This is a genomic window from Pseudomonas sp., from assembly GCF_030147005.1.
Classification (GTDB): domain Bacteria; phylum Pseudomonadota; class Gammaproteobacteria; order Pseudomonadales; family Pseudomonadaceae; genus Aquipseudomonas.
Genome location: NZ_JASLAW010000252.1, coordinates 1 through 22,795, shown reverse-complemented (window position 1 = coordinate 22,795; position 22,795 = coordinate 1). Strand labels below are relative to the sequence as shown.

General features: G+C 62.6%; 20 protein-coding genes and 2 pseudogenes. 6 read left to right on the top strand and 16 right to left on the bottom strand.

All coding sequences use genetic code 11. From position 1 onward, the window contains the following. Positions 1-171 precede the first annotated feature (171 nt). The 8 genes and pseudogenes from Q1V60_RS24345 to cbiE form a co-directional block, all read right to left on the bottom strand. Complete coding sequence (locus tag Q1V60_RS24345; RefSeq protein ID WP_300635605.1) at positions 172-2,232, bottom strand: TonB-dependent copper receptor; 2,061 nt, start codon at positions 2,230-2,232, stop codon at positions 172-174. A 93-nt stretch (positions 2,233-2,325) separates the two neighbouring features. After that, entirely contained in the window at positions 2,326-2,715 is a 390-nt protein-coding gene (locus Q1V60_RS24340; RefSeq protein WP_300635603.1) for a DUF2946 domain-containing protein, read from the bottom strand. A 10-nt stretch (positions 2,716-2,725) separates the two neighbouring features. Further along, positions 2,726-3,208, bottom strand: coding sequence for a copper chaperone PCu(A)C (locus tag Q1V60_RS24335; protein WP_300635601.1), 483 nt, complete (start codon positions 3,206-3,208; stop codon positions 2,726-2,728). A 47-nt stretch (positions 3,209-3,255) separates the two neighbouring features. Continuing rightward, positions 3,256-3,648, bottom strand: coding sequence for a DUF2946 domain-containing protein (locus tag Q1V60_RS24330; RefSeq protein WP_300635599.1), 393 nt, complete (start codon positions 3,646-3,648; stop codon positions 3,256-3,258). 97 nt (positions 3,649-3,745) lie between these two features. Then, positions 3,746-3,900: pseudogene (locus Q1V60_RS24325) on the bottom strand (transcriptional regulator); the annotation flags it as partial. 653 nt (positions 3,901-4,553) lie between these two features. Next, positions 4,554-4,751 carry a hypothetical protein gene (locus tag Q1V60_RS24320; protein WP_300635597.1) on the bottom strand — a complete coding sequence of 66 codons (198 nt, stop codon included), beginning with the start codon at positions 4,749-4,751 and terminating at the stop codon, positions 4,554-4,556. 53 nt (positions 4,752-4,804) lie between these two features. Beyond that, a complete protein-coding gene (locus Q1V60_RS24315; protein ID WP_300635595.1) occupies positions 4,805-5,530 on the bottom strand; it encodes a cobalt-precorrin-6A reductase in 726 nt (241 codons plus the stop codon). Then, on the bottom strand, positions 5,527-6,732 hold the full coding sequence (gene cbiE, locus Q1V60_RS24310) for a precorrin-6y C5,15-methyltransferase (decarboxylating) subunit CbiE (RefSeq protein WP_300635594.1): 1,206 nt from the start codon (positions 6,730-6,732) through the stop codon (positions 5,527-5,529). Before cbiE ends, Q1V60_RS24315 begins: the two co-directional genes overlap by 4 nt. A 38-nt stretch (positions 6,733-6,770) precedes the next feature. On the opposite strand from cbiE, the gene cobG reads away from it, so the two are divergent. From cobG to Q1V60_RS24285, 5 genes are all read left to right on the top strand, one after another. Then, positions 6,771-8,117, top strand: a complete 1,347-nt coding sequence (gene cobG, locus Q1V60_RS24305; RefSeq protein WP_300635592.1) for a precorrin-3B synthase — start codon at positions 6,771-6,773, stop codon at positions 8,115-8,117. Then, on the top strand, positions 8,110-8,736 hold the full coding sequence (locus Q1V60_RS24300) for a precorrin-8X methylmutase (protein WP_300635590.1): 627 nt from the start codon (positions 8,110-8,112) through the stop codon (positions 8,734-8,736). Before cobG ends, Q1V60_RS24300 begins: the two co-directional genes overlap by 8 nt. Then, positions 8,736-9,467: a precorrin-2 C(20)-methyltransferase gene (locus Q1V60_RS24295; protein ID WP_300635588.1), complete on the top strand. Its 732-nt coding sequence runs from the start codon at positions 8,736-8,738 to the stop codon at positions 9,465-9,467. Before Q1V60_RS24300 ends, Q1V60_RS24295 begins: the two co-directional genes overlap by 1 nt. After that, the gene (gene cobJ, locus Q1V60_RS24290) at positions 9,467-11,104 is read left to right on the top strand and encodes a precorrin-3B C(17)-methyltransferase (protein WP_300635586.1); all 1,638 of its coding nucleotides are present in this window, start codon (positions 9,467-9,469) and stop codon (positions 11,102-11,104) included. The genes Q1V60_RS24295 and cobJ overlap by 1 nt, the downstream gene beginning before the upstream one ends. 237 nt (positions 11,105-11,341) lie before the next feature. Continuing rightward, positions 11,342-12,121: a hypothetical protein gene (locus Q1V60_RS24285; protein WP_300635584.1), complete on the top strand. Its 780-nt coding sequence runs from the start codon at positions 11,342-11,344 to the stop codon at positions 12,119-12,121. Here Q1V60_RS24285 and Q1V60_RS24280 read toward each other — a convergent pair. From Q1V60_RS24280 to purD, 3 genes are all read right to left on the bottom strand, one after another. Next, positions 12,118-12,714 (bottom strand): MarC family protein, encoded by a 597-nt coding sequence (locus Q1V60_RS24280; RefSeq protein ID WP_065883442.1) that lies wholly within the window; start codon positions 12,712-12,714, stop codon positions 12,118-12,120. The genes Q1V60_RS24285 and Q1V60_RS24280 overlap by 4 nt on opposite strands. A 265-nt stretch (positions 12,715-12,979) precedes the next feature. After that, entirely contained in the window at positions 12,980-15,754 is a 2,775-nt protein-coding gene (locus Q1V60_RS24275; protein ID WP_300635581.1) for a hybrid sensor histidine kinase/response regulator, read from the bottom strand. A gap of 100 nt (positions 15,755-15,854) precedes the next feature. Beyond that, positions 15,855-17,147, bottom strand: coding sequence for a phosphoribosylamine--glycine ligase (gene purD, locus Q1V60_RS24270; RefSeq protein ID WP_300635579.1), 1,293 nt, complete (start codon positions 17,145-17,147; stop codon positions 15,855-15,857). 21 nt (positions 17,148-17,168) lie between these two features. Between purD and Q1V60_RS24265 the strand changes: the two are divergent. Beyond that, a pseudogene (locus Q1V60_RS24265) lies at positions 17,169-17,294 on the top strand (outer membrane lipoprotein carrier protein LolA); the annotation flags it as partial. Position 17,295: 1 nt separating this feature from the next. Here the strand turns inward: Q1V60_RS24265 and purH are convergent. From purH to prmA, 5 genes are all read right to left on the bottom strand, one after another. Then, the gene (purH, locus tag Q1V60_RS24260; protein ID WP_300635577.1) at positions 17,296-18,903 is read right to left on the bottom strand and encodes a bifunctional phosphoribosylaminoimidazolecarboxamide formyltransferase/IMP cyclohydrolase; all 1,608 of its coding nucleotides are present in this window, start codon (positions 18,901-18,903) and stop codon (positions 17,296-17,298) included. Positions 18,904-18,984: 81 nt separating this feature from the next. Next, complete coding sequence (fis, locus tag Q1V60_RS24255; RefSeq protein ID WP_003221275.1) at positions 18,985-19,305, bottom strand: DNA-binding transcriptional regulator Fis; 321 nt, start codon at positions 19,303-19,305, stop codon at positions 18,985-18,987. Then, positions 19,302-20,315: a tRNA dihydrouridine synthase DusB gene (dusB, locus tag Q1V60_RS24250; protein ID WP_300635568.1), complete on the bottom strand. Its 1,014-nt coding sequence runs from the start codon at positions 20,313-20,315 to the stop codon at positions 19,302-19,304. Before dusB ends, fis begins: the two co-directional genes overlap by 4 nt. Before the next feature lie 185 nt (positions 20,316-20,500). Then, positions 20,501-21,721 carry a DUF3426 domain-containing protein gene (locus Q1V60_RS24245; RefSeq protein ID WP_300635566.1) on the bottom strand — a complete coding sequence of 407 codons (1,221 nt, stop codon included), beginning with the start codon at positions 21,719-21,721 and terminating at the stop codon, positions 20,501-20,503. Between the two features lie 30 nt (positions 21,722-21,751). After that, positions 21,752-22,630, bottom strand: a complete 879-nt coding sequence (gene prmA / locus Q1V60_RS24240) for a 50S ribosomal protein L11 methyltransferase (protein WP_300635564.1) — start codon at positions 22,628-22,630, stop codon at positions 21,752-21,754. Positions 22,631-22,795 lie beyond the last annotated feature (165 nt).

Genomic DNA, 22,795 nt, shown 5'->3' with positions numbered 1-22,795 from the left:
AAGACAGAACCGGTCACTGTGGCGAGGGAGCTTGCTCCCGCTGGGGCGCGAAGCGGCCCCAAAAACGGGTTTGCTATGCAGTCCAGCGGGAGCAAGCTCCCGCGCCACAGGTCGCAGGTTGTGCTGTTCTAGCGCTTAACTGACCGGCATTAGGGCAAGCCCCCGATGCTTTTAGAAGCTCATATCCACCTTGGTCCAGAGCGTACGCCCCGGCTCCTTGATGGCCTGCGGGTCGCTGGCCGGATAGCCGAACCCGGCATTGCCGGCCAGGTTAAAATGCTCGGCGTAAGCCTTGCCGAACAGGTTGTCGACACCGGTGCTGAGCTTGAAGTTCTTATTGATGCGGTACGCCGCGTTCAGCGAGAACACGCCAAAGCCGCTGCTCTTGTCGAAGTCTTTGCCGACCACGTTGCCCTTGTTCTGGTCGATACGGTGTTGCGCCGCAACCACACGCCACAAGGCGCCTGCGCTCCAGTCGTCTTCGCTGTAGGTCAGGCCCAGGCGAGCGTCCAGGGGCGGCATCTGCGGCAAGGCCTTGCCGTCGCTGCTGTTCTTGCCCCAGGCGTAGGCGAGGCTGGCGTCGGCCTTCCAGTGTGGGGTCAGCTTATACGCGGCGCCCAACTCGCCGCCCATGATGCGTGCGTCGACATTTCGCGCCTGGGAGGTGGTGCCCATCATGCCGGGCGTGTAGTCGAACAGAATAAAGTCGCGCACCTGGCCGACGTAACCCGAGGCCCAGGCCTCCAGGTCGGCGGTTTTATATTGCGCCCCGACGTCCAGCTGGGTGGTCTTCTCGGGCTTCACACCGTCGAAGGCATTGGCCGAACCGAGCGCGCCCGTGTTGGGGGAAAACAGTTCCCAGTAATCGGGGAAGCGTTCGGCGTGGCCCAGGCCCGCGTAGAACGTGGTGGGCGTGGCCGCCAGATCGTGCTCATAGCGTACGAAGCCCGAGGGCAAGGTGTCGGCGCGCGTCGCGTCGGCGGTCGGGTTGGGGCGGGACATCATTGCCGAGCCGGTGCGTTGACGCGAGTCCCTGGCCGAGGCTCGGTCCAGGCGTGCGCCGGTGATCAGGCGGTCGCGGTCGGCGGCGTACCAGGTGAGTTCGCCGAACGCGCCGTAATTGTGGAAGTCGGCGTCCTTGCTGCGCGGCAGGTCCTTGTAGGTGTCGATGCCCATGCTGCTGCGCGCGCGGTGTTCGTTGGTCTGCGCATCCAGGCCGCCAATCAACTGTACGTCGGCCCAGCGCCAGGTGGCCTTGATCCGCCCGCCCAGGGTTCGACGGTCGACGTTGGAGGCCATCGGTCCCGCCATCATCCCGGTGCCCGACGGCACGCGCAGGCTGTAGTTGTCCATCACGTGATCGGCGTAGTTGTAGTAGACCTGAGCCTCGACCTTATCCAGCACCTCGCCGAGGTTGGATTTCTCGAAGCGCAACCCCAGGCTTTCGCGCAGGAACTGCGAGCCGTCCATGCCGCGCCCGGCGTAACGTGCCTGGCCATCGCCACGCCCGGCGGTGAGTTCCAGCAGCGTATCCGCGTCGGGGGTGAAGCCGACGGCGACGTCGCCATTCCATTTGTCGTAGCGCGACGCGACGGTATCGTTGTTGCCGTCCTTGTAGTCGTCGGCATGGGCCTGGTTGCCGATCACCCGCACGTAGCCCAGCGGCCCACCGGCGGCGGCATCGATGACCTTGTCGAAACGCCCGTTGGACCCGGCCAGCACGCTGGCGTTGACCCGCGTGCCAAGCTGGCCGAACTGCTCCGGCTCACGGTCGAACAGGACGGTGCCGGCCGACGCACCGGGGCCCCACAACACGGTTTGCGGGCCTTTGATTACGGTGAGCTTGTCGTAGGTTTCCGGCGAGATGTACGAGGTGGGCGCATCCATCCGGCCTGGGCAGGCACCGAGCATCATGCCGCCGTTGGTGAGGATATTCAGGCGCGAGCCGAACATGCCGCGCAGCACCGGGTCGCCATTGGTGCCGCCGTTGCGTACCAGCGCGAAGCCGGGGATGGTCTTGAGGTAGTCGCCACCATCGCTGGCGGGCACCGGCTGGCGTGGGTCCTTCGGGTTAGTGATGACCGTGAGCGGCGAGCTGGGGGCGATCGCAGTGATCACCGTGGGGCTCAACTCGTGTTCCTCGGCGTAGACGTGCGGAGCCAGCAATGCGCCGCACAGGGCGGCGAGCAGGGGCGTACATCCCAAACGGGTGTCGGCAGAAAACCTGGACATGAAAAATTCCATCAATCAATCGTAAACAACACGGCCAGCAGCCTGGGGCTGTCTGTTTAAAGTCGGCCGGGGTGAAGTAACGCTGCGAAGGGTTTACGAGGCGATGGGCGGCGCGCGACTGCGGGCGCCGGGGAAGATGCTTTGCCGGGCATGGCCCAAGCGCGGAGCGGCGGGCAGGGCGTTGGCGGGCGGCGGGGCATCGAGGGTGATGAAGGATGCGCCGCCGGGCAGGGCGGGGCAACTGAAGAGCAGGCTGCAATAGCCGCACTTTTCCCAGAGCACGTGGTGCTCGTCGGGGGCTTTGATTGGCTTGGGCTCGCCATGGCAGCTCGGCATGTCCATCGACATACCGGCGTGATGGTCCATCGGCATCGCTTGGGAAATCAGCGGGCCGATAAAGATCATCAGCATGGCGAACAGGCTGATCCAGCTGCCGCGCATCAGGCGCGGGCGTGGAGACAACCTGGCGCGAGGGGCGCCCATGGAGGTCGGCCTACTGGGCGTGCTTATGCTCCTGGGAGGTCATCGGTGGCGCCTTGCGCACCAATACATTCACATCGACCTTGCCGGCCTTTTCAAAGGTCAGGGTCAGTGGGAACTGCTTGCCGTCGGCCAGTAGGCTGCGGTTTTCGAAGCCCAGCAGCATCACGTGATAGGCCATCGGCGCGAAGGTCAGCTCGCCCATGGCCGGCACGGCGACGCTGGGCACTTGTTGCATCTTCATCAGGCCGCCTTGCATCACATGTTCGTGCAGCTCGGCTTTTTGGGCGATGGCGCTTTCAACGCTGAGCAGACGATCCGGGGAAGCTCCGGTGTTATGAATCACGAAGTACGCCGCAACGGTGGGCGCACTCGGCGGCAACTCCTGGGACCAGGGATCGCTGACCAACAGATCGCCGACCTTGTACTCATCGGCATTGGCAGCACTGAACACCGGCAGCAGCAACGCCGCCAGAAGCAGGGAAGATTTAAGCATGGCAGTTCTCCAGAACGGTTCTAAACGCAGTTCACTTGCGAAGAAGATCAGGCCGTTGGAGAGGCGCGGGGGTTGAGGCTCGGCCATTGCTGGCGCGGCGTATGAGTGTGCAACGAGCGCGGCGGCAGGCTTTGGACCGCATCGAACCGCGTCACATACAACTGCGGTAAATGCCCCGGCAGCGCCACCAGCGGCGTCGAGCCCGAGCAACACCAGCAATGCTGCATGGCGGAATGGTCGTCCGGCGGCGCCGGGATCTGCAGCGTGCCCAGGGCAAGCGCCTTGAAGCTGGCGCCATTGGACGAACAGAAACTGCCCCACATCAGGCGCTTGACCGGGTCATCCGCCTGCTGCATTGCGCTGGCCAGCGGCATGGCAAACGCATTGAACAGCACTGCAAGGCAGGCGATCCAGGCAATTGCAGCGCGTTGACGGGCCATGGCGGATAATCCGTAGGGTTAAACGATCAGGCGGGTATTTAGCCTGATCGGAGGGGATAAGTAAAAACGGGCGGTGTGGTTTGGTGTCGCAGTGCTATCAGGTTGCGGTGGCATGCAGCTTGAGGCTCAACGCTTTCATCATTTTCATGATAGACCCGAACTCGGGATTGCCAATGCTGGAGAGGGTTTTGTGCAAGCTCTCGCGTCCAGGGCGGCATCGCGGGCTGCGTGGGTCATGCCTTGGGCTGGCGATGGTTTGTTATTTTATTAGCGGGTTTAGCTCCTGTGGTTCAGGCCTTCCAGTTTGCTTCCCGTATAGGGTTGAAGTTCACGACAGCTACATCATGCCGATGAGCAAACCCGGCAACCCTTAGGTCGTCGGGCAAAACCAGATAGTTATTTTTAGCAGCAGCAATAATGCCGGCGTCAGTTAAGGCCGTAAGGTGACAGTTCGTAATAACGGCTTATATCCACGACAAGGCTGTGGGTTTAAATAATTGTTGAGAGCGGGTTTTAGTGTTGCGTAGAAGTCGTGTAACTTGCTTCCGTACAATCCATTCGAGAGGTTGCCGACTTCGGCGAGGATGTGTGGGGTTGAAATAAGCTTTTCGAACTGATCCAGGACGTTGAGCAACAGGCAGTAGTCATCATTTGTTCTGTTGACCCCCACGATGCTGGAAGCTCCTCCTGTCAGCGCTGAAGGTTTGTATCGACAATGATTCCGCTTTTCCAATATTGCTTGATATAAGCACTTATCATGTTTCGCGAATCTTCATGGAGCGGAATTCGCCAGTCTCCGAGTCAATAATGAACGTTTTATATTCTTCCTTATACGTTTGCCCCAACGATGCGCCCGATCGCTCAAATTTGTTAGGGGTGGGAATGTTGAATTCTAAAGTGATTGCTCATGTTTTATTGTCTGGACTTAACTCAGCTTCCTCAACCAGCAAATCCTGTAGTGCCACTTCTTGCCCGAGAAAGTCATTGGCCGCCGCCTTGGTAACTTGTACGGCTTTCTTAACTTCTATCCTGTCAACTCCTGAAGGTGCTCGGGCCTGGCTTAAGCTGTTCCTGGAGTTCAGCACTTCGTGTTGTTGGTTCACTGCCGTTTCTTGAGCTGGCAGAGATCTGATGAAGGCAGGCGGATGATCCTGATCTATCGCATGAAGTCGGCCAATGAAGCGAGTGTTTCTGCGGGCGACCAAAGGTCCCTGTCAACAGTCGCCAACACCGGCCGCTTCAACACCAGCACCGGCACCCCACGCTCCCGTGCCACTTCCAGCTTTGGTTCGGTGGCGGTACTGCCGCTGTTTTTGCTGATCAGCACATCAATCTGCCGACGCTCAAACAGCGCCCGCTCGTCCTCGATCAGAAACGGTCCCCGTGCCCCGATCACTTCACAGCGCTCATTCCCCGGATAAACATCCAGCGCCCGCAGCGTCCAGAATTGGTCGGAGGGGATTTCGTCGAGATGCTGCAACGGCTCACGGCCCAGCGTGAACAGCGGACGCTTGAATGGCTGCAATGCTGCAACCAGCTCTGACCAATCATCGACTTCACGCCAATCATCCCCCGCCTGCGGCCGCCACGCCGGGCGCCGCAAGGCCCAGCAAGGAATGCCACACCATTGCGCAGCCTGGGCAGCGTTCCGGCTGATCTGTGCCGCATACGGATGCGTGGCGTCGAGGATCAGGCTGATGCGCTCATCGCGAACAAACTGCGCCAACCCTTCGTAACCGCCGTAGCCCCCGACACGTACCTGGCAGGTGAGGTCGGTAGGCACACGGCCCACACCGGCCAAACTGTAGATATGCTCCGGCCCCAGGGTTCGGGCGATGGCCAGCGCTTCCGTCACGCCGCCCAGCAGCAGAATTCGTTTCATAGCGGCTTGACCACTTCCAGCAGGGTGATCGGCAGTGCCTGGCGCCAGGTGTCAAACTCGCCCAACGGCTGCGCCTGGGCCACGTGGATGCGGGTCAGTTCGCCGCCGTGCTCGGCGCGCCAGTTCATCAAGGTCATCTCGCTTTGCAGGGTGACGGCGTTGGCCACCAGTCGACCGCCGGGGCGCAGGTGTTGCCAGCAGGTGTCGAGCACGCCGTCGCGGGTGACGCCGCCGCCGATGAAGATGGCATCCGGTGCTTCCAGGCCCTGCAAAGCATCCGGGGCTTTGCCGCGAATCAGTTGCAAGCCAGGCACGCCAAGCGCATCGCGGTTATATTCGATCAGGCCCTGGCGGCCTTCGTCGGCTTCAATCGCCAAGGCGCGGCAGCCGGGGTGGGTGCGCATCCACTCGATGCCGATGGAGCCGCTGCCGGCGCCCACATCCCAGAGCAATTCGCCGGGCATTGGGGCGAGGCGGGCGAGGGTCATGGCGCGTACGTCGCGCTTGGTCAGTTGGCCGTCGTGCTTGAAGGCTGAATCCGGCAGCCCGGCGAGGCGCGACAGGCGAGGTGTGGCGGCGTCGGCCAGGCAGTCGATGGCGACCAGATTCAAATCGGCGACCGAGCTGTGCGGCCACGCCTGCGCCAACCCGTCGATGCGACGCTCATCCGTGCCGCCCAAGTGTTCAAACACCGTCAATCGGCTGGGCCCGAACCCGGACTCGACCAGCCGCGCGGCAATCAAAGCAGGGCTGCGCCCGTCGTTGCTCAACACCAGCAAGCGCACGCAGCTGGCCAGATGCGCGTTGATCGCCGCCAATGGCCGCGCCACCACGGATAACGTCACCACCTCCTGCAACGGCCAGCCCAGGCGCGCCGCCGCCAGCGACACGGAAGACGGCGCCGGTAAAACCAGCAGTTCTCCAGCCGGCACTTGCCGCGCCAGGCTCGCCCCCACGCCGTAGAACATCGGGTCGCCGCTGGCCAGCACGCACACAGGCGTCCCGCGTCGTGCCAGCACCGGCGCCAGGGAAAACGGGCTTGGCCACAGCTGGCGTTCGCCTCGGATACACAGCGGCAACAGGTCCAACTGGCGCTGAGCACCTATAATCCGCGTGGCGCACAACAAGGCATGCCGGGCGTTTCTGCCCAGGCCCTTGAAGCCGTCTTCACCGATGCCTACAACCGTCAGCCAGGGCGACATATCTATTCCTTGAACGACATCCGACGGGCAGGCTTTTCATGCCGTCGGACAAAGCAGGCATAATACCGCGCCTTTACCCGTCAACCGGTAGCCCCGTGAAACCAACGCCCGCTCTGAATACCTTGCGCCCCTCGGCTTGTCCGGGGTTGTTGCGTATTGTCCAGGCGTTGGACGGCGGCATTTGTCGGATCAAATTGGCCGGTGGCTCGATTACCGCGGACCAGGCCAACGCCGTGGCGGACGCTGCCCAAGCGTATGCGGGCGGGGTGATCGAGGCGACCAACCGCGCCAACCTGCAGATTCGCGGCATCGGCGCCGAGCACAATGCCCTGATCGCGAGCCTGCTGGCGGCAGGCCTCGGCCCGAGCAACGCGGCCGGTGATGACGTGCGCAACCTGATGCTCAGCCCCAGTGCCGGCATCGACCCACAGATGCTGTTCGACACACGTCCACTGGCCGGGCAGATCCTCGCCACGCTGGAAAGCCATCCACGCTTTCATGAGCTGTCCGCCAAGTTCGCGGTGCAGCTCGATGGTCGTGAAGCGTTTGCGATGCTCGAGCATCATCACGACCTGTGGCTGTCAGCCTTCGAGCAGGCGGGTGAAACGCTGCTCGCGTTCGGCCTGGCCGGGTGTCCCGGACTGAATGCGCCGTTGGCCGCTGTGCGATTGGACCAGGGCCATGCACTGGTGGTGGCCGTGCTGGAAGCATTTCTCGACCTGGCCACGCCGCAACAAACGCGCATGCGTCATCTGGTTGTGGATAACTTACTGAGCCGCCTGATCCTGCCGCTGCTCTCGGCGAAGGGCTTCAAGCGCCCGGCCAGCGGCGCTTTACTGCATCTGGGCAGTTATCCACAGCGCCAGCAGGATCAGTTCTACGTCGCCGCCGTCGCGCCATTGGGCCGCCTGGATTCGGCGATGCTCAAGGGCGCCGCGCAACTTGCCTGCGCGCATGGCGACGCAACCTTGCGTTTCACGCCCTGGCAAGGTGTGCTGTTGCCCAACCTCACAGAGCCTGAGGTTGTGACTGAGCAGCTGACGCAATTGGGCTTTCTCTGCGCAGCCGACCAACCCCTGGCGCGCATGATCGCCTGCACCGGTTCCAGCGGCTGCGGCAAAGGCTTGTCCGATACCAAGGCCGACGCCGTGCAATTGGCCGCCCTGCAACCGGGCCACGATATTCACCTGTCCGGCTGCCCGCGCTCCTGCGCCGCCGCGCACACCGCGCCGGTCACCTTGCTGGCGGTGAGCCCCGGCCACTACGACCTCTATTTTCGCGACGCAGCCCACCCAGGTTTTGGCCGGCTGCACGCGCGCACTCTTTCTATTGAAGCGGCGGGTGCCTTGCTGCGCGCTCGCCCACGGAGCAACACCGATGATTGATTACATCCGCGACGGTCAGGAGATCTACCGCAACTCCTTCGCCATTATTCGCGCGGAAGCCAAGTTGGAGCGTATCCCGGCTGATTTGGAAAAACTCGCGGTGCGGGTGATTCATGCGTGCGGCATGGTCGAGGCCATCGATGGCCTGCAATTCTCCGAGGGCGCAGGCAAGGCCGGGCGCGAAGCGCTTGCGGCGGGCGCACCGATTTTATGCGATGCGCGGATGGTCTCCGAAGGCGTGACTCGTGCGCGGCTGCCGGCCAACAATCCGGTGATCTGCACCCTGCGCGACGACAGCGTGCCGGAGCTGGCGCGGGCATTGGGCAACACCCGTTCCGCTGCCGCCCTGGAGCTGTGGCGCCCGCACCTGGCAGGCAGCGTGGTGGTGATCGGCAATGCGCCGACCGCCTTGTTTTACCTGCTGGAAATGCTCGACGCCGGTGCGCCGAAACCGGCGTTGATCCTTGGTTTCCCGGTGGGGTTTGTCGGTGCCGCCGAATCCAAGGCGATGCTCGCCGCCGACAGCCGTGGCGTGCCGTTCGTGATCATGCAGGGCCGTCTGGGGGGCAGCGCCATGGCCGCCGCCGCCGTCAATGCGCTCGCCACGGAGGTCGAATAATGCACCCACGCGGACGTTTGATCGGCCTGGGCGTGGGCCCCGGCGACCCGGAACTGATCACCCTCAAGGCCCTGCGCCTGCTGCGCGAATCGCCGGTGGTGGCGTACTTCGTGGCCAAGGGCAAGAAGGGCAACGCTTTCGGCATCATCGAAGACCACCTGGTGCCACAGCAAACCCTGATGCCGCTGGTGTACCCGGTCACCACCGAGGCGCTGCCGGCGCCGCTGTCCTATGAGCAAGTGATCAGCGATTTCTACGACACGGCCAGCGTCGACGTGGCCGCGCACCTGGATGCGGGCCGCGATGTGGCGGTGATCTGCGAAGGCGACCCGTTCTTCTACGGCTCCTACATGTACCTGCATGACCGCCTCGCCGAGCGCTACGAAGCGCACGTCATCCCCGGCGTGTGCTCGATGCTTGGCGGTGCCTCGGTATTGGGCGCGCCGCTGGTGTATCGCAATCAGAGCCTGTCGGTGCTGTCGGGCGTGTTGCCCCACGCTGACCTCAAACGCCGGCTGGCGGACGCGGATGCGGCGGTGATCATGAAGTTGGGGCGCAACTTCCCCAAGGTGCGCCAGGTATTGGAAGAACTTGGCCTGGCCGGGCGTGCGCTGTACGTGGAACGCGCCACCATGGCCAATCAGAAAATCGTGCCGCTGGACCAGGTGGAGCCGATGTCGTCGCCGTATTTCTCGTTGATCATCGTGCCCGGTGAACGGTGGCAAGGTTGATGAGCCCGGCGATTGTCATTCTGGGCCAGGGCAGCTTGGCGACTGCGCGCAAGATCCAGCAGCTTTACCCCACGGCGTTGATCTACGGTCTGGCCGGCCGGGTTGAAGGGGCGGACCAGCGCTACAGCGAGTTCGGCGTCACGCTGCGCCAGCTTTACCAGCAAGGCACGCCGCTGGTTGTGTTGTGCGCCGCCGGCATCGTGATCCGTACGCTCGCGCCGCTGTTGCTCGAAAAAGGTGAGGAACCGGCCGTGCTGGCCGTCGCCGAAGACGGCAGCGCCGTGGTGCCACTGTTGGGTGGACTGGGTGGTGTAAATGGAATGGCGCGGGAGATTGCCGCCGCGTTGGGCGTGGCGGCGGCAATCACCACCAGCGGCGAGTTGCGGTTCGGCACCTGCCTGCTCAACCCGCCCACGGGCTATGAATTGGCGGACCTGGAGCTGGGCAAGCGTTTCGTTTCGGACCTGCTGGCCGGTGAAAGCGTGCGCATCGAGGGCGCGGCGCCCTGGCTTGCGCAGGCCAACCTGCCGCAGGGCCCGCACGCACGCCTGGCAATTCATGTGGGCAGTGTCGAACGTGAGCCCGCCGCCAACGAATTGCTGATTTATCCGAAGACGGTCTGCGCCACCTGCAAACCAGGTGTGCACTTGGCGACACGTGTGCGCACCGCCTTGCATGAGGCAGGCGTTGCCGTGCAATCGTTGGCGTGCCTGCTTGCCAGCGACCTGCAGATGGCCGAAGCGTCGCTGCATGAGGCCGCGTTGGAACTGGGCGTACCGCTGCGGTTTGCCAAGGTTGAGCCGCAGGCGGACATCACCCTCAGCGTGGCCGAGCAGCCTTTGGACGTGTCACAGGTCGGCCGCCCACGCGGCCGCCTCGCCGTGATCGGCCTTGGCCCCGGCGCCGCTGAGTTGATGGTGCCGGCCGTCAAGGCCGAGTTGTCGCGCTGCACCGATGTGCTGGGCTACGAAACCTACGTGCGCATGGCCGGGCCGTTCCGTGACGATCAGGTGCAGCACTGCACGGACAACCGCGAAGAAATGCAGCGCGCGCGCCACGCCTTCGAACTGGCTGCCCAAGGGCGTTCGGTGGTGGTGGTGTCGTCCGGCGACCCGGGTGTATTCGCCATGGCCGCTGCGGTGATTGAGGCGTTGCATGAGTCCGCCGACCCAGCCTGGCACCAGGTCGACCTGCAAATCCTGCCTGGCGTCTCGGCTTCCCTGGCCACCGCGGCCCAGGCGGGTGCGCCGCTGGGGCATGACTTCTGTGTGCTGTCGCTGTCGGATAACCTCAAGCCGTGGTCGATCATCGAAAAGCGTCTGGACCTTGCGTCCCAGGCCGACCTGGCGTTGGCGTTCTACAACCCGATTTCCCGTGCGCGGCCGTGGCAACTGGGGCGCGCACTGGAGATCGTCGCGCAGCACCGCACGCCTGAAACACCGGTGGTGCTGGGCCGCGACATTGGTCGCCCCGGCCAGACGCTGCGCGTCACCACGCTGGGGCAGCTCACCCCGGAGCAGGTGGACATGCGCACCATGGTGCTGATCGGCTCGTCCACCACCTGCACCTTTGCGCGTGCCGGTGGCGGGGAGTGGGTGTACACCCCGCGCTGGTACGGCGATAAACCCGCCTCCTGAAAACAGCTCGGCGGCGGCACGAAAGCTCCGAACCCCTCAGGGATTTTCCTGTTGTGGTTTGGGGCTTTTTCTTTTTTTCACAACGAAACAAGGAAGCCCTTCGCTCATGCCGCGTTATTGCTGGGCGGTGCGTTTTGCCGGGCCGCGCCAAGGGATGTTTGTCGCCTGGAAAGCCGGTCGGTGGGTGGACTAGTGTGGTTACAAGCCCCGAGTCGGGGTGTACGTGGAGAATTGGAAATGGAGCGACATCATAGAAGGATCAACAGTACAAAAAGGCGCAAGCTCATTGCCGCTTACAAGTTGCCGGGCGCGCCAGGCATGCACGTGGCTTTACCGCTGGATACCGAAGATGATTGCAATGCGGCGGTGGTCAACAATGGCGTGATTTCGTTTGCCGAGGGGCTGTCCGGGCTTAACCGCGAGTACATCCGTAAAAGCTATCTGCTGGCCAGCAGTTATGTGAGCGATGTACTGAAGGTCCATCGAGGTACCGAGGTCTGGTACGACGAATTTATCAAGGTGATGATCAGCCTCGGCTGGCTGCCGTTGCGCAGCAGCTTTGAGCGAGTCTCACGCGCCGGCAAGGGGCTGACGGTGCAGTTGGCGGCTTCGAACATCATCGGCGCGATGCTCGCCTCGATGTCGTTGTCGGGGCCGCTGCTCAGCCTGCTGCCGAAACTGGCTGCGGATGCGCTGGAGGCCTTGAAGCAACAGCCGGCCTCTTTCGATTTGTTCAAGCGCAACAGTGGCGTGCAGGAGGGCGGTGACTTCGGCGTGGCGTCCTGCGCCGAGACCAATGGCGAAGTGATGATGGTGCTGGTGACCTACAGCAGCCATGGCGTAACCAAGCAGGTGGGGTTGCCGTTTCTTGAATGGGACAGCTCATCGTTCGAGGCCTTCAGCGGGCAGACCTGCCTGGTGCTCAATACCTCGGTGGTCAACGAAAAAACCATCCAGCTGATGCGTGAAAGCGCGGGTGACAAAGTGCAGTCGGCCATTGCCAAATACCGGATCTAGGTCACCAGATAACCGCGCACCCCGGTAAAAATAATTTGCGCGGCCAGGGCGCACACGAACAACCCCATCAACCGGCTGACAATCTGCAAACCCTGGTCGCCGAGAATGCGTTCAATCCGGTTGGACAAGTACAGCACAACACCCACCGTGAGGCTGGCCAGGGCGATGCTGAGGATGGCGGTGAGCTTGTCGTCCCAATGGGGCTGGCTCACCCCCATCACCAGCAACGCACCGATGGTGCCGGGGCCGACCGTGAGCGGGATGGTCAGCGGCACGATGGTCACGTCTTGCTGCACGTTATCGGTCTGCACCGCCGACTTGCCCTGGGCCATGCCCAGCGCGGAGATAAACAACACGCTGCCGGCACCGATGCGGAACGCGTCCACAGTGATGCCGAACACACTGAAAATCACCCGGCCGAACAGGTACAGCAGCACGCTCGATACCAGGGTCGCCAACGCGACTTTCCAGGCCAGGCGCCGCCGCTCTTTGCTGGAATACCCACGGGTCAGGCTGATAAAGCAGGACAGCACGAAGAACGGGCTGTAGAGCACCAACATCTTCAGGTAAACGCTGAATAACACGTGGAGCATGGGGGCGGCTCGCAGCGGAGGAAGTGGGGGGAAGTCTATCAGGCGACGGGGACCAAATGTGGGAGTCGGCCTGCTTGCGATAGCCGTTGGTATGCATGGATCTGCCCCCGTGAGGCCGGGCAGGTACTCAGACCCATCCAACATCCTGGTTGGCTGTCAGGCCGCTTTCGCAGGCAAGCCAGCGCCCGCATTCGGATCATGGGGCGTCAGGCAGATAGCCATGGGCAACCCAGTCGTCACGGGAGCCGGCGCCCACAATTGCAGATCAGGAAAGGGTGCTGTGTTCCGTACGTTGCTGGCGCTGCGCCACCCAGTAATCCACCAGTTCACGCAACTGCGACAGCTCCACCGGCTTGGCCATGTGCCCGTCCATGCCGGCCTGGCGTGCGCGTTCTTTATGTTCCGAGAGAATGTGCGCCGTAAGCGCCACCACCGGCGTGCGTACACGTTGGTGGCTGACTTCCCACGCGCGCAGCTGCTGGGTGGCGGAGAACCCATCGAGGATGGGCATTTCGCAATCCATCAATACCAGGTCATAGCGCTGGGCTTTCATCGCCTCCAACGCTTCTTCGCCGTTGCTGGCGGTATCCGGGTTGAGGTTGAGCTTGCCGAGCATGCCGCGTATCACTTTGGTGGAAATGCTGTTGTCTTCAGCCACCAGGATGCGGAAGTCGGCGGGCACCGTAATGGCTGCCGGCGCGACGGCAACGGGCCGAGGGAGGGTCACGCCTCTGCTGCGCTGGGCCAGTTCGTCGGCCAGGGTGGTCTTGAGCGTATAGCCGGCCACCGGTTTGGCGAGGATGCGCTTGATCCCGCAGTTGCGCGCAATGATCTTGCTCGGCGCGTTGCTGATGCCGGTGAGCATGATCAGCAGGATATCGTGGTTCAGGCTCGGGTCCTCCTTGATCTTGGCCGCCAGTTGCATGCCGGTCATGCCGGGCATGTTCTGGTCCAGCAGCACCACGTCGAAGTAATCGCGCAGGTGCGCCTTGGTGCGCAGCAGGGCCAGGGCCTCTTTGCCGGACGCCACGGCGCTGACGTTCAGGCCCCAGGCCGAGCACTGCTGCAACAGCACCTTGCGACAGGTGTCGTTGTCGTCCACCACCAGTACGCGTGCGTCCTTGAGCGGGCCGTCGAGGTCGGAGGTCGGGTGTTCGAGGCGTTCCGGGTCCAGCGGCAGGGTCAGCCACAGGGTGCTGCCTTGGTGACTGCCGCTCTTGATCCCGAACTCGCCGTTCATCAACAGGATCAACTGGCGCGCGATCACCAGGCCCAGGTGGCCGCTCAAGCGTGTCGCCGAGAGGAAGTTCTTGCTGTGCAGTTCGCTGTGCAGCAGGGCCTCGCGTTCGGCGGCTTCCATTGGTACGCCGCTGTCTTGTATCGCAATGCGCAGGCGCGGCTTGGTGCTGCGCTCGTCGAGGGCAACGACGATCAGCACTTCGCCCTCGTCGGTTTTTTGCAGGGCGTTTTCCAGCAGGCTCAACAATGCCTGGCGCAGGCGTGTCGGGTCACCGCTGATCACGCGCGGTACCTGGGGCTGGATAAAGCTGATCAGCTCGACATTTTGCTGCTCGGCCTTTGCGCGGAAGATGCTCAGGCAATCGTCGATCAGCGCGTTGAGGTCGAACTGCACGTCATCAAGTTCAATCTGCCCCGACTCGAGCTTGGAGATGTCGAGGATTTCGTTGATCAGCGTGAGCAACTCGTTACCGGCGCTGTGGATGGTCTGCACATAGTCGCGTTGTTTCACCGACAACGGCGTGCCCAGCAGCAACTCGGTCATGCCCAGCACGCCGTTCATGGGGGTGCGGATCTCGTGGCTCATCTTCGCCAGGAACTCGGCCTTGGCGGCGATTTCGGCGTTGCTGGCGGCCAGGTCGCGGCTGAGACTGAAGCGGGTTTCAACGATGGCGCGCTGGCGCTCGCCGAGGGCCAGGCTCATCAACAGGCCGCTGATGCAGATAAAGCTCAGCAGGGTCACGATCAGGCCTTGGGGCGCCAGCAACGTGAGGCCGAGCAGGGCGGGAAGAATGATCAGCGTGCCGATGTTGAACACCACCATCCCTGCCACGAACAAGCGCGCCGGGCGGTAGCCTTTTTGCCAGTGATAGGCCGAGACAAACAGCATGCTCAGGCCGGCCAGGGCGACCAGGGCATAGGTGATGATATTCAGCGGCAGGGTGTTGACGAACAACAGCAGCAACCCGCACAGCACGATCAACAATATGTCGGCCATCAACAGTTTGTTCAGCGGGTGGGGCCCCAGGGGCATAAAGAAGCGATAGGCAAACATCAGCCCGCATGGCGCGGTCAGCAGCAGGGCGAGGTACGCGCCAGGGGTTTGGATCGCGTGCCAGTTGGGCAGCCACGGCCCCACCACGTTGAGCAACAGCGCCAGGCTGAGCATCAGCAGGAATTCACACGCGGCCAGCCATAGACTGCTGCGCGAACGGTGATAAGCAAAGCGCGTGAGGTTGTGCAGGATCAGCATCAGCAGGACGCCGAACAGCAGGCCGTAGACCAGCGTCTGGTTCTGGTTGGCGGCGGCCAGTACGGCGGGTTCCAGGGTGATATAGGGGCGTAGCTCGTGCTCCGACACCAGGCGCAGGTACACCTCGAGCGGGCGCTGGCTCTGTGGCATCGGCAGCATGAAATCACTGCTTGGCAGCGGGCGTTCGGCCTGGGGCTGGTGCGTGCCGGTGGTTTGCTGTTCCACCAGGATGTCGCCGTCCAGCACATAAAGGCTCAGGTGCGACAGGTCCGGGGCGAACACCCGCAGCACTTGTTCATGCTTGCCGGGTTGCAGTTTGAAGCGTACCCACAACGCACCGTCCGGCTGCGCGGCGGTGATCCGGTCCAGTTCGATGGGGCTGAATTGATTGGTGTAGCGCGAGGAACGAATGTCGCTCAGTTGCAGGTCGGCCTGATCATCGAGCAATACTGCCCAGCCACTGCCTTGCGCCGCGGCTTGAGCCGGGACCAGGCAGAGCAAGGTCAGCAGACTGACTGTAAAACCTATGGCGATCCTGAGCCAGCGCACGGCGAAGTCCCTTCGTAGATGAATGCACGGGTAACTATGCGCGGGGCGGCATGCGTGCGGCAAGGGCCAGAGGCCCTTACCTACCCGAACGGATAGCTACTCAGTTGTTCTCGCCGCGTTCACGGGCAATGGCGCGGTAACCGATGTCGGTGCGATAGAAGCAGCCTTTCCAGTCGATTTTTGCGGCCAGCTTGTACGCCTGTTGCTGCGCGGCGTCGACACTTTCGCCCATCGCGGTGGCGCACAGCACACGGCCACCTGCGGTGACGACCTTGCCGTCCTTCAGCGCAGTGCCGGCATGAAACACCTTGCCTTCCAGCGCTGCCGCCGCATCCAGACCCTCAATCACATCGCCCTTGGCGTAATCGGCAGGGTAGCCGCCTGCCGCCAACACGATACCGACGCTCGGGCGCGGGTCCCATTGCGCTTCGATCTTGTCCAGGGCCTGGGCCAGCGCGGCTTCCACCAGCAGCACCAGGCTCGATTGCAGGCGCAGCATCACCGGTTGGGTTTCCGGGTCGCCGAAGCGGCAGTTGAACTCGATGACTTTCGGGTTGCCGGCTTTGTCGATCATCAGGCCGGCGTAGAGGAAGCCGGTGTAGACGTTGCCTTCGTCGGCCATGCCGCGCACGGTCGGCCAGATCACCAGGTCCATGACGCGCTGGTGCACCTGGGCGGTGACCACCGGCGCCGGGGAGTAAGCGCCCATGCCGCCGGTGTTCGGGCCGCTGTCGCCGTTGCCGACGCGCTTGTGGTCCTGGCTGGTGGCCATCGGCAGTACGTTCTTGCCGTCGACCATCACGATGAAGCTGGCTTCTTCGCCGTCGAGGAATTCCTCGATCACCACGCGCGAACCTGCATCACCAAAGGCATTGCCGGCGAGCATGTCGCGCACCGCGTCCTCGGCTTCCTGCAAGGTCATGGCGACGATCACGCCTTTACCGGCGGCCAGGCCGTCGGCCTTGATCACGATCGGCGCGCCTTTTTCACGCAGGTACGCCAGGGCCGGCTCGATCTCGGTGAAGTTCTGGTAATCGGCGGTCGGGATCTTGTGGCGCGCCAGGAAATCCTTGGTGAAGGCTTTCGAGCCTTCCAATTGAGCGGCGCCTGCGGTCGGGCCGAAGCAATCCAGGCCACGGCTGCGGAACAGGTCCACGACGCCAGCCACCAGCGGCACTTCCGGGCCGACGATGGTCAGGGAGACATTCTTTTCGGCAAAGTCCGCGAGTTGTTCGAGCGCCAGCACGTCGATGGCAACGTTCTCGCACTTGGCTTCAATGGCGGTACCGGCATTGCCAGGGGCAACGAAGACTTTCTGGACGCGTGGGTCCTGGGCAACTTTCCAGGCCAGGGCGTGTTCACGGCCACCGCTGCCAATGATCAAAACATTCATTTCAAAAACCTCTGAGAAACGCTGTGCTTCTCTGTAGGAGCGAGCTTGCTTGCGAAGATCGTCAACGATAACGGGGGAAACCTGACACCCCATGGCGCTCTCGAGCTTTTCGCGAGCAAGCTCGCTCCTACAGTGAAAGCAGTGGTGTTTAGTGGCGGAAGTGACGCATGCCGGTGAAGACCATGGCGATGCCGGCTTCATCAGCGGCGGCAATCACTTCAGCATCACGCATCGAACCACCCGGTTGGATCACGGCGGTCACGCCGGCTTTCGCGGCGTTGTCCAGGCCGTCGCGGAACGGGAAGAATGCGTCGGACGCCATCACCGAGCCGACTACCTGCAGACCGGCGTGCTCAGCCTTGATCGCAGCGATACGCGCCGAGTTCACGCGGCTCATTTGACCTGCGCCGACACCGATGGTCTGGCGGTTCTTGGCGTAGACGATGGCGTTGGATTTAACGTACTTGGCCACTTTCCAGGCGAAGATCAGGTCGTTGATTTCCTGCTCGGTCGGCGCACGCTGGGTCACAACTTTCAGGTCGTCGCTGCCGATCATGCCGATGTCGCGGCTCTGTACCAGCAAACCGCCATTGACGCGCTTGTAGTCCCAGGCAGCGGCGCGGTCAGCCGACCATTCGCCGCAGGCCAGCAGGCGCACATTGGCTTTGGCGGCGACGATGGCGCGAGCCTCGGCGCTGACGCTTGGAGCAATGATGACTTCAACGAACTGACGCTCGACGATGGCCTTGGCCGTCTCTGCATCCAATTCACGGTTGAAGGCGATGATGCCGCCGAATGCCGATTCGGTGTCGGTGGCGTAGGCCAGTTCGTACGCCTGGCGGATCCCGCCTTCAGCGTCCGGGCTTACGGCCACGCCACACGGGTTGGCGTGCTTGACGATCACGCAGGCCGGCTTGACGAAGCTCTTCACGCATTCCAGCGCGGCGTCGGTGTCGGCCACGTTGTTATAGGACAGCTCTTTGCCTTGCAACTGGGTCGCGGTGGCAATGCCCACTTCGGCCGGTTTTGCCTCAACGTAGAACGCCGCGCTCTGGTGCGGGTTCTCGCCGTAGCGCATTTCCTGGGCCTTGATGAACTGGCTGTTGAAGGTGCGCGGGAACTGGCTGCGGCCTTCTGTGCTCAGGGTCTCGGCGGCCTGGTTCACGGTGCCCATGTAGTTGGCGATCATGCCGTCGTAGGCTGCGGTGTGTTCGAACGCCTTGAGCATCAGGTCAAAACGCTGGGCGTAGGTCAGGCCACCGGCCTTGAGGCTTTCGAGCACATGGGTGTAGTCGCCGGCGTTGACCACGATGGCCACGTCTTTGTGGTTCTTGGCCGCCGAGCGCACCATGGTCGGGCCGCCGATGTCGATATTTTCGATGGCGGTCGGCAGGTCGCAGCCTGGCTTGTTGATGGTGGCTTCGAACGGGTAGAGGTTAACGGCCACCAGGTCGATCGGCTTGATACCGTGTTCGCTCATGATCGCGTCGTCGATGCCGCGACGGCCGAGGATGCCGCCGTGAATTTTCGGGTGCAGGGTTTTGACCCGACCGTCCATCATTTCCGCGAAACCGGTGTAGTCCGCGACTTCCACTGCGGCCACGCCGTTGTCCTGCAGCAGTTTGAAGGTCCCGCCCGTGGAGAGGATTTCCACGCCCAGGGCTTCCAGCTCCCGGGCGAATTCGAGGATCCCGGTCTTGTCGGAAACACTGATCAAGGCGCGGCGGATCGGCAGGCGGGTAGTCTGGTCGGTCATTTCAATTTCCATCAAAAGCAAAGGAGTCAGCAAAAAAGGCGACCGTTTTTACGCGGGCGCCTTTCTGGTTTGATTGAATGCTTACAGCAAATCGTATTGTTTGAGCTTTTTGCGCAACGTGCCACGGTTGAGGCCCAGTAGCTCACTGGCTTTGGTCTGGTTGCCCTTGACGTAGTTCATCACGCTTTCGAGCAGGGGCGCCTCGACTTCGGAGAGCACCAGGTTGTACACGTCCGTGACGGAAGCGCCCTCAAGGTGGGCGAAATAATTGTGCAGCGCCTTCTCGACACTGCCGCGAAGGGTCTGGCCTTCTTCGCTCGGCGTGTTGAGGTGCTGTTTCAAATTGACGTTGTCGCTCACGGGTGCTGTTCCACTCACTAAAGTCTCGGTCATCATCGTCATGCGGCCACCCCCTCTCCATCCCCTGTTCCCAGGCTCTTGTCACGTTCGGCGAAGAACTCACGAACGGTGGCGACCTGTGCCTGCGTTTCATCCAAACGATTGAACTGAGCGCGAAACTCCTTGGCGCCCGGCAAGGTGGCGAGGTACCAGCCGACATGCTTGCGAGCAATGCGTACGCCCATCACATCCCCATAGAAGGCGTGCAGGGCGGCCAGATGCTCCAGCAGAATACATTCCACCTCGGTCAGTTCCGGCGCCGGCAACACATCGCCGGTACGCAGGAAATGCTCAATCTCACGGAAAATCCACGGCCGCCCCTGGGCGGCCCGGCCGATCAACAAACCGTCGGCACCGGTTGCGTGCAGCACGCGCCGGGCTTTCTCGGCTGAATCGATATCGCCATTGGCAAACACCGGTATCGACACTGCCTGTTTGATCGCGGCAATGGTGTCGTACTCGGCTTCCCCGGTATAAAGGTCGGCGCGGGTGCGGCCATGCACCGCCAGCGCTGTAATGCCTGCCTGTTCGGCAATCTTCGCCACCGTCAGGCCATTCTTGTTGTCCCGGTCCCAGCCGGTACGAATCTTCAGGGTTACCGGCACATCGACTGCGGCGACAACGGCCTGCAGGATCTCGGCAACCAACTGCTCATCTTTCAACAAGGCGGAACCCGCGGCCTTGTTGCAAACCTTCTTGGCCGGGCAGCCCATGTTGATATCAATGATCTGCGCGCCCAGCTCCACATTGGCCCGTGCCGCGTCCGCCAGCATCTGCGCATCACCCCCGGCGATCTGCACCGAGCGTGGCTCGGGATCACCTTCGTGGATCATGCGCATCCGCGACTTGCGGGTGTTCCACAAACTCATGTCGCTGGTAACCATTTCAGAGACTACTAGACCCGCGCCCAAACGTTTGCAGAGCTGACGAAAGGGCTGGTCAGTGACACCCGCCATCGGGGCGAGGATCAAGCCATTGTGCAATGTATATGGGCCGATGCGTACCGCCGACATAGGACTTCCCTGTTGTGGGGCCGGATCATTAGAGTTCGAAAAAGGGTTGGCATGATACCCGCTCTCGATGACTGGATAAAGGCTGAATTGGATAAAATCTGAACAGTTATTTTTTTATCGCCATCGGTTTGGTTGACGCCGGCGCAGTCAATAATCCGCCGTCAAACCTCGGTTCTGGCGTGGTCTCACTCGGGCGAATGGAAGCTCAGGCTGTAATTCACCGCTTTGCTGCCGGGGTCAAGGATATCCAGGGAGATGTGGATCGGCGTCTGCGAAGGCATCTCGCTGACCCCGGCCAATTCGCCGCTCAGGTACTCGGCGGGCTTGAAGCGCCGGCTGGCGATCAGGCCGCCGTTCAGGTCGGCAAAGCGCAGCTCCAGCAGCGGGAAGGGCTGGGAGAAGGTCGCGCGGTTGTAAAGGATCGCATCCACCACCAGTGCTCCGGCGAAATCCGGATGGCTGCGCACCACCAGATTGCTGCTCTTGATATGGGCGATGTCGACCCGTGATGGCACGGTGCAGCCCAGTGTCGGGCACAGCTGCTGGAACCACGGACGGTAGGCGTCCTGGCGAGCCAGTTCGTCGAATTGGTAGGCGATGTACTGGCCTGCCAGGCCGGCGGCGGCGAGCAGCACCAGCACGATCCAGATCAGGCGACGGCCCCAGCCGGACGGGCGCTTCTGCGCATACAGGTGCAGCGGGTCGTCTTCCAGGTCCTGGAAGACGTCGGCGTGTACGCCGGCCTCGGCGCGAGGCCGCTTGCGCCGCAATGGCGGGCGGTCATCGGTGGCTTCTGCCGCTGGCGTCAGGAGCGTGAACGGTGGGTCTGGATTGTCGTCGTTCGGGGCCCGGCGCAGTGGCGGCTCGTCGTCGATATCATCCTCTGCGTGAAATGACATGGACGGTTCGGTGCGTTCGCTCGGCTCCGGTTCTGCTTCGGCGGGCTGGTCGCGCTCCTGCGGCGGCTCGCTGAACAGGCTGGCGGCCCATTTTTCTTCCTCGGCCTTGACCGTACCGCGGCTGGCGCTGAGGGCGTCTTCCTTGTGTCGACGATCGGCCCCGGGTTGGCGGCGTTCCGCGCCGACGGGATGGGTGTGTTGAATCTCGCGGCGCTCCAGCTTGGCCAGTTCCTCGTCCAGGTCCAGGTTGTCCAGGTCCAGTTCTTCGGCCGTCCACTGTTTTTGGCTGATTGCACGCGGTGTCTCAGGCGTTGGCTCAGCAGCGCTGGGCTGTCCGGGCTCGGCTGTCGACAGCTGAGCCCGCTGCTCCAGCAACTGGCGAGCCGCATTGAACACTTGCAGGCACGAGCCGCAGCGCACCACGCCACGGGCCACGCTCAATTGAGCGTGGTTGACGCGAAAGCGCGACTGGCAATGCGGGCACTGGGTGACGAAACTGTCGCTCATGCGGCCATCCGATTCAGACAAGCACTCATTCTAGCGCCGACGTCCGCTGATGCGTACCCAGCCGTCACGGTTGGCGATAGGGTCCAGCTCGAAATCCTTGGCGTAGGCGGCAGCCACCTCTTCACCTTGTTCGGCGAGGATGCCCGACAGCGCCAGGCGCCCGCCCGGCCTGACCAGGCTCGACAACTGCGGCGCCAGCGAAACCAGCGGCCCGGCGAGAATGTTCGCTACCAGCACATCGGCCTGTACCTGGGGCAGGTCTTCAGGCAGATAAAGCGGGAATTTGCTTTCAGGAATGTGGTTGCGCCCGGCGTTATCGCGGGAAGCTTCCAGCGCTTGCACGTCGATATCGGTACCCACGGCCTCCTTGGCGCCCAGCAGCAGCGCGGCGATGGCCAGGATCCCCGAGCCGCAGCCGAAGTCGAGCACGTTGCTGTCGGTCAGGTCCTGGCCGTCCAGCCATTCCAGGCACAGCGCGGTGGTGGGGTGTGTGCCGGTGCCGAATGCCAGGCCCGGGTCCAGCAGCAGGTTGACGGCTTCGGGCTCAGGTGCGGCGTGCCAGCTGGGGACGATCCACAGGCGCTGGCCGAAACGCATGGGCTGGAAGTTGTCCATCCAGCTGCGTTCCCAATCCTGGTCTTCGATCACTTCGCTGTGATTTTCCGGCAGCGGGCCGCCGGTGAGCAATTCCATATGGGCCAGTACGCTGGCGGCATCGGTGCCGTCTTCGAACAGCGCCAGCAAATGGGTGTGGGACCACAGCGGGGTGGTGTTGAGTTCCGGCTCGAAGATCGGTTGGTCTTCGGCGTCCATGAAGGTTACCGACACGGCGCCGACTTCGAGGAAAGCGTCTTCGTAGGTTTCGGCTTGTTCTGGGCTGATGGCGAGACGGACTTGCAGCCAAGGCATGGCGGGCACCTTTGAAAAAATGAATGTGCGAACCGTTGGGTCGCGAAAGGGCGCAAGTTTACGCCAGCGGCGGGCAGAAGACGACTGTCCAGCGGCTGTACAAAGATCAAATTGTGGGAGCGGGCTTGCTCGCGAATGCGCCGGGTCAGTGATGAATATATTGAC